The sequence below is a fragment of the Streptococcus sp. 2342 genome (assembly GCF_013276795.1).
GTDB lineage: Bacteria > Bacillota > Bacilli > Lactobacillales > Streptococcaceae > Streptococcus.
This window is the reverse complement of sequence record NZ_VMLR01000008.1, coordinates 60,201-71,691: the sequence shown is the minus strand read 5'-3', so window position 1 is coordinate 71,691 and position 11,491 is coordinate 60,201. Positions and strand designations below refer to the sequence as shown.

Genomic DNA, 11,491 nt, shown 5'->3' with positions numbered 1-11,491 from the left:
CAACTCTTACTATTATACAGCCTTTTTGTTTTTTGTCAACTACTTTTTTAAACTTTTTTTACTTTTTTGCATTGGGTAACTTCTCAAAGTAACTTCCACCATAGCGGAACTTAATCTGAAACGCTTTCAGATGAGGGGATTTTGTGCGCTCTTTTTTCGATTCATTTTGGCTACAAAAGCAATGAAATCAAGCATTAGCAAAACCAGTAGAACTTACCCTGACACGAATTTCCACTGGTTTTTACGATTTTTATCAGACTAACTTCCACTTGGATTAGCAGTAGAACTTAGTTTGGGAATTTACCAATTTTTCAATTCTTTTCAAGTACAGTTTTTCAAATTATAGTAAAAAGAGCCAGAATTGTACTGACTCTTCTATTGTTCATTAAACTTAGAAGCACGTTCTTCTCCCCACCAATAGGGCATTAGTTCTGCGACTTTCACTGTCTTTCTTGTATCGTAGTCCATCATGACTTCTGCATCTTTATTTTCAGCGTTCATCTCTAAGAGGAATTCTCTGCAAGCTCCACAGGGCATCCCTGAACTTCCACCATAAGGTGGTTTGTCTCGAAAGGCTAATACTTTCTTAACCTTAGTTTGTCCTGAAAATTGGTACATATTGAAGAGAGCCGCCCGCTCTGCGCAGAGATGGAATACACCACAGGTTCCCTCCATACAGAATCCTGTAAATATTTGTCCATCTTCTGCTTCTACTGCAGCCACAACATGGTTAGCGTAAACAAAATCAGATACTTCATGTGGATTGTATAGTTTCTGTGCTTCTTCGTACATCTTTTCCCAGATGTCCATTGTTGCATCCTTCTTATTTAGAGATTTCTTTTAGCATGTTTTTGATATGCTGAATTGATTTTTCACGTCCAAGCAAGAAAATTGTATCTGGCAATTCTGGCCCATGCATTTCACCTGAAACTGCAATACGAATAGGCATGAAAAGATTTTTCCCTTTAATACCTGTTTCTTTTTGGACTGCTTTGATTTGTGGGAAAATATTTTCTGTCACAAATTCATCATCTGACATTGCTTCAAGTTTTGCTTTGAAGGCTTCAAGAACTGTTGGAACTGTTTCACCCGCCATGACTTCACGCTCTGCTTCTGTCAATTCTGGGAAATCTGAGAAGAAGAGATCTGTCAATGGGATAATCTCATCTACTGATTTCATTTGTGGTTTATAGAGCTCAACTAATTTTTCAGCCTTGTCAGTTAAACGGCCTGCTTCCTCTAAGAATGGTTTTGCCATTTCAAAGATAGTTTCTAGGTCTGCATTCTTGATATAATCATTGCTCATCCAGTCGAGTTTTTTCTGGTCAAAGGCTGCTGGAGACTTGCTCAGGCGGTTTTCATCGAAAAGTTTAATCAATTCTTCACGAGAGAAAATCTCATCTTCGCCACCTGGGTTCCAACCAAGAAGAGCAATAAAGTTAAAGACTGCTTCTGGTAAATAGCCTTTTTTACGGTAGTCTTCGATAAACTGAAGGGTGTTGGTGTCACGTTTAGACAGTTTCTTACCAGTTTCAGAGTTGATAATCAAAGTCATGTGACCAAACTCTGGAGCTTCCCAACCAAGTGCTTCATAAACCATGAGCTGTTTTGGTGTATTAGCAATGTGGTCGTCTCCACGGATTACGTGAGAAATTTGCATATCATGGTCATCGATGACAACGGCAAAGTTGTAAGTTGGGTAACCGTCTTTCTTTTGGATAACCCAGTCACCACCGATATTGCCACCTTCAAATTCGATATCACCTTTGACCATATCATGCCACTTGTAGATACCTGACTCATTGACCGCCAAACGAACAGTTGGGATGATTCCTGCTGCTTCACGTTCTGCGATATAAGCTGCTTTTTCTTCTTCACTCATACCAAGGTATTCGTTAATGTAACGAGGGGTTTCACCAGCTGCTTCTTGGCGTTCACGTTCAGCTGCCAACTCTTCTTCTGTGACGTAAGATTTGTAGGCTTTTTCTTCAGCTAACAGTTGGTCGATGTATTTTTGATACAAGTCCAAACGCTCAGACTGGCGATAATTTTCATGTGTTTCTGGGCTTTCATCCCAATCCATGCCTAACCAACGAAGGTTTTCAAGTTGTGAACGTTCACCATCCTCGACATGGCGTTTACGATCAGTATCTTCGATACGGATAATAAAAGTCCCACCGTGATGACGGGCATAAAGGTAATTGAACAATGCTGTACGGGCATTTCCGATGTGTAGTAGTCCTGTTGGACTTGGTGCGTAACGTACGCGGATATCTTTTGACATAGTTTCTCCTATAAAGTCTCTAGGCGTCTGCCTTTTTGCTCTCTATATTATATCACAAGTCTTGGCTGAGTCCAATTTCTATGGATAAAGAGAGTAAAAAGAGTGGACAAACCACTCTTTTCTTCTATTATAGACGTGCGTTAAGTTCTTTGCTCAATTCTTCAAATCCTGGTTTTCCAAGAAGGGCAAACATGTTGCGTTTGTAAGCTTCAACACCTGGTTGGTCAAATGGGTTGATGGCATTCAAGTAACCTGAAAGAGCGATAGCCAATTCGAAGAAGTAGATAGTGTATCCAAGAGTGAAAGCATCTTGCTCAGGAAGAGTCACGTACATGTTTGGTACATCACCATCTGTGTGGGCAAGAAGAACACCATCAGTTGCTTTTTTATTTACAAAGTCAACGTCTTTTCCTTGAAGGTAACCAAGTCCGTCAAGGTCTTCTTCCAAGCTAGGGATAATCACGTTCTTACGAGGTTTGTCAACACGGACAACTGTTTCAAACATGATACGAGTTCCTTCTTGGATAAATTGACCCAATGAGTGCAAGTCAGTTGAGAAGTTAGCTGAAGTTGGGTAGATCCCTTTTTGGTCTTTTCCTTCTGATTCACCAGCCAATTGTTTCCACCATTCTGAGAAGTATTGAAGCGATGGCTCGTAGTTTACCAAGATTTCAGTTGCATAGCCTTTACGGTAAAGGATGTTACGAACAGCTGCATATTGGTAAGCTTCGTTTTCAGAGATTTTATCTGAAGTGTAGTCTTTGCGAGCTGCATTCGCACCTTCCATAAGGGCTTTGATGTCAGCTCCTGATGCTGCGATTGGAAGCAAACCAACGGCTGTCAATACTGAGAAGCGTCCACCGATGTCATCTGGAACCACAAATGTTTCCCAACCGTTAGCATCTGCCTCAACCTTAACAGCACCTTTTTGGCGGTCAGTTGTTGCATAGATACGTTTGTTGGCTTCTTCTTGACCGTATTTCTTAACCAAGAGTTCTTTGAAGACACGGAAAGCGATAGCTGGTTCAGTTGTTGTACCTGATTTAGAAATCACGTTTACTGAGAAGTCTTTGTCTGCAACATACTCTACCAAGTCAGCAAGGTAAGTAGATGAGATTGAGTTTCCTGCGTAAAGGATTTGTGGAGCTTTGCGTTCTTCTTTTGTTTGCAAGTTTGCAAAGTGGTGGTTCAAGAAGTCGATTGCTGCTTTCGCACCAAGGTAAGATCCACCGATACCGATCACAACCAAAACATCGCTGTCTGATTTGATTTGCTCAGCAGCTTTCAAGATGCGGTCAAATTCTTCGCGGTCGTAGTTTTCAGGAAGGTCCAACCATCCCAAGAAGTCGCTACCAGCACCAGTTCCTTTACGGATCAATTCATCTGCTGCTGTTACTTGTGATTGCATGTATTCCACTTCATGTGGTGCAACAAATTTGTCTAAGACTTTTGAATAATCAAATTTAATATGTGACATGTTATTCCTCCAATATTTCTTCTTTTCTATCATAACGCTTACCTTCGTTTTTTTCAAGTTTTTTTGTCGAATTTCTCCAATTTTTATCAGAATTCAAACGTTTGCGTAAAAATCCCACATTCCAAAAATTTTGAAAAAATAAAAGAAAGAACGACTAGATGTTCCAGTCGTTACAGTTCATTCAATAAATACTCAAATAATTCTAAATTGCCATCTTCTTCATTGACCAGAAACTCTGGATGCCACTGCAAACCGATAATGTGGTGCTCATCGATAGACTCAATCGCTTCAATGGTCTGGTCTCTTGGATCAATAGCAGTTACACGGAAATTAGGTGCCAAATCTTTAATACTTTGACGATGAACTGAGTTGACCTGACTTTCTTTTCCGAATAGCTTAGCCACCACGCTTCCTTCTACTGTCTCAATAGAGTGAGATGTCCCGAAAGGTAATCCTTGCCAGTGTCCTTCTATTTCTTGATTTAGGGTTCCACCAAAGGCAACATTGACAAGTTGAACACCGCGACAGATTGCCATAATTGGTTTATTCTGACGGAGCGCTTCTTTCAAGAGTGCCAATTCAAATTCATCACGCACTAGATTGTAATCGTCGCTCTCGATGGTCTTTTTCTCTCCGTAAAATTGAGGATGGACATTTTGCCCACCTGTCAAGATGAGCTTGTCAATCATTTCTACATAATCGCGCACGACTGACTCGTCACCAACAGGAATGACTAAAGGGAGACCGCCGACTTGACGAATGCTCTCTGCGAATCTACAAGATACAGATGAATGAATGTTTTTGCCTTCTGCGTCTACGGGACATAGATTTGCAGCAACTCCTACAACCGTTCTAGCCATGATGTCTCTCCTTTCGAATGTTAACGATAGTCCTATCTTATCACTCAAAACGTCTTTCGTCTAATATGTTTTTTTAAAGGCCGTGATAAAAATTTTTTATGGACAAGAAAAAGCTGCCCAAGGGGACAACTTCTTTCTTATTCGAAGACAAATTGATTGTGATAGAGTTCTGAGTAGAATCCACCCAGTTTCAAGAGTTCATGGTGGTTACCGCGTTCAATGACTTCTCCATCTTTAAGGACAATAATCTGATCAGCATTGAGGATGGTCTTCAAACGGTGAGCAATGACGAAACTGGTTCTACCTGCTACAACCGCCTCCATGGCATGCTGAATCTTACTTTCTGTCACCGTATCTACGTTTGAAGTTGCTTCATCGAGAATGAGAACTTCTGGATCTGTCATCAGGGTTCGAGCGATAGAAATCAACTGCTTCTGCCCAGTTGAGAAGATGCTCTGATCATCATCTATAAGGGTATCGTACTTATCAGGCAAACTTTCGATATAGTAGTGAATGTGGGTTGCCTTGGCTGCTGCCTCAACCATTTCCTGACTGGCATCTGGTACACCGAAACGGATATTGTCTCGAATCGTTCCGCTAAACAAGACCGAATCTTGCAAGACAATTCCCACCTTACTTCTGAGACTATCTAAATCATAGTCACGAATATCTTTCCCATCAAAATAAATCCCACCAGCATCAACATCATAAAAGCGATTGATGAGGTTCATAATAGTCGTTTTCCCTGAACCTGTTGGACCAACAACCGCCGTCATCTGTCCTTTCAGAGCGGAAATGCTGACATCTTTCAAAATAGGTTTATCAGGCAAATACGAGAAATCAATGTGACTAATTTCAACACCTTCTTGCAACTGAGTGAAGGCCGGGGCGTTTTCAGGTCGGATTTCTTCCTCTGCATCGAACATTTCCTGAATCCGTTCAGCACCTGTAAAGGCCAACTGAAGACTCCCCCAACTAGCTGCAACCTGAATAATAGGCTGGTAATACTGTTGAGAAAATTGGGCAAACATAACAATCAAACCTAGGGCGGTACTTGTTTCAATGGCCTTATCATTCAAAAGTACAGCTGAACCAGCAAAGATAACGATGGCTGTATTAACCAGACTCATGCCATTCATGACAGGGAAAAGAATTCCTGAGAACATTCTTCCTTTAAAGGTTGCCTTGCGCACGCGCTCATTTTGTTCAAGAAATCCTGCCATCATATCCTCTTGAATTCCTTGCACAATCACGGCTTTTTGGCCTGAAATACTCTCGTCCATATAGGCATTGAGCTTCCCTACCTCTTTTTGCTGGAGGTTGGTGTATTTCCGTGCCATTTTTACGATGAAAATCAGCATGAGGAAGGCTACTGGTGTGCTGGCAATGGTGATGAGAGCCAGCGTCACATTTCTCGAAAACATAACAAGAATCAGACCAATGTATAAAACAATATTGCTCATGACCTGAATCAAGCTTTCGTTAAAGGCTTGGAGGATATTATCCAAATCACTGGTAAAACGAGATAAGATATCGCCATCTTGTCGGCGGTCAAAGAAAGAAACGGTCAAACGAGCCAATTTGCCAAAAAGACCTTTACGCATCTCGTTGGTCGACTCTGCAATCACGCGCGTCATGAGACACATGTATATGACACTAGAGATAAATAGAACCAAAACCAGCAGGCCAAGATTGACCATGATTCCTGATAGGCTTTGCCAAACAAGTTCTGGATTGCCATCTTGATAAGCTTGAACTAAATTAGCTAACTGCGTCACTGCTTGTCCAGAAAAGACCGGAAAGAGGGCTTGAGCAAGAGTCGCCAGAACAATCATCAGAATGACAACTACAAATGATAGCTTATAGACTTTAAAATAATTCCAAAAAAATTGAATTGTCTTCATTTTACTCCTCCTTTCCTTTCTGTGTTTCATAGATTTCACGGTAAACGGCATTGTTAGCAACCAAGTCTGCATGCGTCCCTTGACCAATCAATCGTCCTTGATCCAGCACCAATATCTTATCTGCATGGACAACCGAGCTAATCTTTTGAGCGATGATAATGGTTGTTGTTCCCTTCAAGTCCTTATTCAAGGCTTCTTGGACCAGACGCTCTGACTTGGCATCCAAGGCCGAGGTCGAATCATCAAAAATCAGAATACGTGGATTGCTAACAATTCCACGCGCAATCGACATCCTTTGCTTTTGCCCACCTGAGAAATTGGTTCCCCGTTCCTCAACTGGACTTTCAAAGGTTTTCTCCATACGATGAATGAATTCACTAGCCTGGGCAATATTAGCTGCGCGTTCCATTTCAAATAGAGTAGCATCTCCCTTACCCTGTCTCAAGTTATCTGCAATCGTTCCACTAAAGAGAATGGCACGTTGGAGAACGATGGAAACAGTTTTACGCAGGGTTCCTTCACTCACTTCTCGAATATCCTTGCCTCCGATTTTAATAGCCCCTTCCTGCGGGTCAAAGAGACGTGGAATCAATTGAGCCAAGGTTGATTTTCCTGCACCAGTCGCTCCAACGACACCAACCATCTGACCAGGTTCAATAGTAAAGCTCACATCTTTCAGTATTGGTTCCTTGTCCATTGGATAGGTAAAGGTCACATTTTCAAAGCTAAGACTTCCGACCAACTCTTCATCTGGGACATCCTTGAAGGTCATGGCTGGCTCTGCATCCAGAATTTCTCGAATACGACGCATAGAAATCATGGCACGACTGACAGAATTTCCTAAAAATCCAACCATAACAATGGTAAAGATAATCTGGCTCAGGTAATTGACAAAGGAAGCAATGGAACCAACAACAGAAGGAGCCGACTGGACCATCCCTGCAACTAGCCAAATAGAGAGGAATACCGCCCCATAGCCAACTAACATCATGAAGGGTTCCACCACTGAAAAGGCATAACCAATGTAAAGATTTTGACCAAGAAGCTCGTCTGAAACTTCTGTAAACTTAGCAAACTGCTCTTTTTCTTGGACAAAGGACTTGACCACACGAACACCGCGCAGATTTTCCTTGGCAATGGCATTGATGCGCTCAAGAAGGGTTTGAAACTTGGCAAATCGTGGCCCCATCATCCCCATCATGACAGCAGTCAAACCAAAAATCAAGACTACCATGAGAACAATCACCCACCACAGAGAAGGTAGGGTTTGAACCGCCAGGATAAAGGAACCGATGAACAAGAGGGGAAGTCTGAAAAGAATCTGGAAGGTCATCATGACCACGTTCTGAATCTGGTTGATGTCATTTGTCATACGAACGACTAGATTTCCCGCATTAAATTGTTCAATATTGGCATAAGAAAAGGTTTGGATTTTACGGAAGGCATCCTCTCGAAGGTCAGATGAAACTCCTTGGGCAATATAGGCTGCAAGGATAACATTGAGTCCACCAGCAACTAGACCGACTACGGCCACACCAATCAACCAAGCCCCAATACTATAAATAGCTTCATATTTTCCAGCAAGGAGGGCGTCTAACACTTCCTGCAGGTAACGCGGTTGCAAAAGTGAACTAGCAACCATCAAGCCTGTCATCAGGAGCGAAGCCAAGGCCTGCCACTTGTAGGTTTTTATTTTCTGAATCAGCATACTTTCTCCTTAAAAAATAGACAAAAGGGAGCGACAATGCGTCAGCTCCTTTTCATTCTGTTTGTGTGATGTTATTCTAGCAAAAAAGTGGGGGATTGTCAAAAAAGTCTCCTTGATACAGCTAGAATGACTAGTAATTTTCTCTTTATAGTTTCTGTTTTAACTCGACCAAGACATTCATAGCCTGCATAGGTGTCATATTGTAAATATCCAGTTTAGCTAATTCTGCTAGGATAGGATGCTCTTCAGGCTCGTCAAAGAGTGAAATTTGTTCAGTGACAGCACTTGTTTGTCTCACGGGAGCAGGACTTTCTGTCCCTTGATTCTCTAACTGAGTCAAAATCTTATCCGCCCTTGCTAAAAGGTCTGCCGGCAAGCCAGCAATCTTGGCAACATGGATACCGTAGGATTTATCAGCTGGCCCTGGTTCAATCTTGTGAAGGAAGGTGACCTGCCCATCCTGCTCCAAAGTTGCCACGTGGACATTGACCAAGTGTTCCAAGCTAGACTCCAGACTAGTCAACTCATGGTAGTGGGTCGCAAAGAGAGTCTTGGCTCCGATATGTTCATGAATGTATTCGATGATGGACTGAGCAAGAGCCATACCATCGTAAGTTGCAGTTCCACGACCTAACTCATCAAAGAGAATCAAGGAATTTTTGGTTGCATGCGAAATGGCATTGTTGGCCTCCATCATCTCCACCATAAAGGTTGACTGACCTGAAACCAAGTCATCTGCTGCTCCTATACGGGTAAAAATCGCATCAAAAATCGGTAAATGGGCGCTTTCTGCTGGCACATAAGAACCCAGCTGGGCCATAACCGCCGTCATGGCTAACTGACGCATGTAGGTAGACTTCCCGCTCATGTTGGGCCCTGTAATTAGTTGAATACTGGTATCTTCTGCCATCTGAATCGTATTAGGAATATAGGTCTGAGCCCCCATAACCTTTTCAACAACAGCATGGCGCCCTTTCTGGATATCAATTCGCGAATCATCTCCGAATTCAGGTCGAATCAAATGCTGGGTTTCAGCCACAACCGCCAGACTCTGTAAGACATCAACTGTCGCAATTCCTTGGGCTAGAGCTTGTAAACGTTGGATGTACTTGCTGACCTCTTCACGAATACGCATAAAGATTTCATACTCTAGATTAGCTGACTTCTCACGCGCTTCCAGCATATCTCCCTCGATACGGGCTAATTCCTCAGTTCCAAAGCGTTCCGAGTTTTTCAGCGTCGCCTTGCGGAAAAAATGGGCTGGCACATTTCCCAGTTGAGAATTGGTCACATGGAAATAGTAGCCATCCTTCTTATTGTAGTCAATCTTAAGCGTGCTGATACCAGAGTTTTCTCGCTCCTTAGCCTCAATCTCAGCAATCCAGCCAGTCCCTTCTCTGAGAACGCGACGGTACTTGTCTAAAGTCTCATCAAATCCAGTTCGGATAATTCCCCCATCTGTAATCACATGAGGAGCTTCAGGAGCAATCGCTGCACTAATCAAACTCTCCAACTCAGGAATTCCATCCAGTTGTGCGATGAGATAGGCTAGAGCAGGTTGCTCCATCCCTTCTAAAATCGCACGAATCCGTGGCACACTAGACAAGGTAGTCGCCAACTGCAAGAGATCCTTTGGATTGGTTTTACCAAAAGAAACCCGACTAGCCAAGCGCTCAATGTCATAAACACCCTTGAGACTGTCTGTCAAATCACTGCGCTCAAAGAAATGGTCGAGGAAGACCTGCACTACTTCTTGACGTTGGACGATTCGTTCCTTATCAATCAAGGGGCGATGAATCCAAGAACGCAAGAGCCGCATACCCATAGCTGTTTTGGTTTCATCCAAAAGCCAAAAAAGACTACCTTGCTTCTTGCCTGAACGAGCATTCTCAACCAAATCCAGACTAGCCTTGGTCGCATAATCCATCTGCAAGAAATCCTTGATTTCATAACGGATAACAGGCTTGAGGTGGTTCAATTCCCTCATCTGAGTCCGATGAACATACTGGAGCAACTTACTAGATGCCGCTTGCTCCACAGGTGCTAATCGTGAATCCAATAAATGAAGGTCTTCAAAGGTTTCTTTTTCATAGGAAAGTACCAGATTCATCTGACGACTAAGGATTTGTTCTTCTTCCTCAGACAAGTCATAGCCCAGCACCACTTCTCGCGCCTTGAGATTACGGATTTCCCCACAAACCAGCGTGAAATCCAAAAGACCTGTCACATAAAAATCACCTGTCACTAGATCCATATAAGCTAGACCAAACTGATTGCCATCTCGGTCTATGGCAACCAAGAAATTATTCTGGCTATCCGGCTTACTGCTATCGACCACTGTCCCTGGGGTAATGACCTGAACAACCTCTCGTTTCACAACCCCAACTGCTTGTTTAGGATCTTCCATCTGCTCTGCAATGGCTACCTTATAGCCCTGCTCAATCAAGACATCGATGTACTGTTGGGCAGAATGATAGGGGACACCCGCCATAGGAATCGGATTGTCGGCATTCTTGTTGCGACTCGTTAAGGAAATTTCCAGAATCTGCGCAGCATTGACCGCATCCTCATAAAATAATTCATAAAAATCACCCATCCGAAAGAGCAAAAACGCATCTGGATATTGCTTTTTAATATCCACATACTGTTGCATGCCGGGTGATAGCTTTTCTGTCGCCATTTTCCGTCTCTCCTTGTCAAAAATAAGTCTTGAGAGCAACTCCCAAGACCTTACTTATCTTTCATCAAATCTAGCAAACGATCTTCCATGAGTTTGGCAACGTGCTGGTCTCGACAAATAACCAATAAGGTATTGGCACCAGCAACTGTTCCTAAAATCCATTCATCCTTGTTTGCATCTACAATATTTGCCAAAACAGAGGCTTCTCCCAGTTTGGTATGAAGCACCAAAGTAAACTCTGCTCTTGCAACACCTTCTAAATGATGAGACAAAAATTCCACCAAATCAATCTTTTCTGTCTCATTTGCTAGTACATAATACACCATATCATTTTTCTTGACCTTGGTCAAGCCGATTTCGCGCAAATCACGAGACAAGGTTGTCTGTGTCACAAAAACATTGTGTGCCTCCAACCGATCTTGAATTTCTTTTTGTGTACTTAATTTCTCCTCAGTAATCATTTTTTTTATTAACTGATGACGATCTCTTTTTCTCATAAAATCCTCTTATGTGAATATTTATAACTATTTTTATAACTATATTATACCAAAAAAATAGGAGATTTCAAAAAGTTTTTC

General features: G+C 42.3%; 8 protein-coding genes. All 8 read right to left on the bottom strand.

Annotation, left to right across the window (positions count from 1 at the left end; genetic code table 11):
- Nucleotides 1–375 precede the first annotated feature (375 nt).
- The gene (locus HT689_RS08325; RefSeq protein WP_173226884.1) at nucleotides 376–810 is read right to left on the bottom strand and encodes a cytidine deaminase; all 435 of its coding nucleotides are present in this window, start codon (nucleotides 808–810) and stop codon (nucleotides 376–378) included.
- Nucleotides 811–823: 13 nt separating this feature from the next.
- Nucleotides 824–2,284, bottom strand: coding sequence for a glutamate--tRNA ligase (gene gltX, locus HT689_RS08320; protein WP_173226886.1), 1,461 nt, complete (start codon nucleotides 2,282–2,284; stop codon nucleotides 824–826).
- Nucleotides 2,285–2,411: 127 nt separating this feature from the next.
- On the bottom strand, nucleotides 2,412–3,761 hold the full coding sequence (locus HT689_RS08315; protein ID WP_000018268.1) for a glucose-6-phosphate isomerase: 1,350 nt from the start codon (nucleotides 3,759–3,761) through the stop codon (nucleotides 2,412–2,414).
- Nucleotides 3,762–3,931: 170 nt separating this feature from the next.
- Nucleotides 3,932–4,621 (bottom strand): gamma-glutamyl-gamma-aminobutyrate hydrolase family protein, encoded by a 690-nt coding sequence (locus tag HT689_RS08310; protein WP_143952565.1) that lies wholly within the window; start codon nucleotides 4,619–4,621, stop codon nucleotides 3,932–3,934.
- Nucleotides 4,622–4,758: 137 nt separating this feature from the next.
- Nucleotides 4,759–6,525 carry a multidrug efflux ABC transporter subunit PatB gene (gene patB / locus HT689_RS08305; RefSeq protein WP_173226888.1) on the bottom strand — a complete coding sequence of 589 codons (1,767 nt, stop codon included), beginning with the start codon at nucleotides 6,523–6,525 and terminating at the stop codon, nucleotides 4,759–4,761.
- Nucleotide 6,526: 1 nt separating this feature from the next.
- Nucleotides 6,527–8,233 (bottom strand): multidrug efflux ABC transporter subunit PatA, encoded by a 1,707-nt coding sequence (gene patA, locus HT689_RS08300; protein ID WP_173280957.1) that lies wholly within the window; start codon nucleotides 8,231–8,233, stop codon nucleotides 6,527–6,529.
- A gap of 145 nt (nucleotides 8,234–8,378) precedes the next feature.
- The gene (gene mutS, locus HT689_RS08295; RefSeq protein WP_173226892.1) at nucleotides 8,379–10,913 is read right to left on the bottom strand and encodes a DNA mismatch repair protein MutS; all 2,535 of its coding nucleotides are present in this window, start codon (nucleotides 10,911–10,913) and stop codon (nucleotides 8,379–8,381) included.
- 50 nt (nucleotides 10,914–10,963) lie between these two features.
- Entirely contained in the window at nucleotides 10,964–11,410 is a 447-nt protein-coding gene (gene argR / locus HT689_RS08290) for an arginine repressor (protein ID WP_001231476.1), read from the bottom strand.
- Nucleotides 11,411–11,491 lie beyond the last annotated feature (81 nt).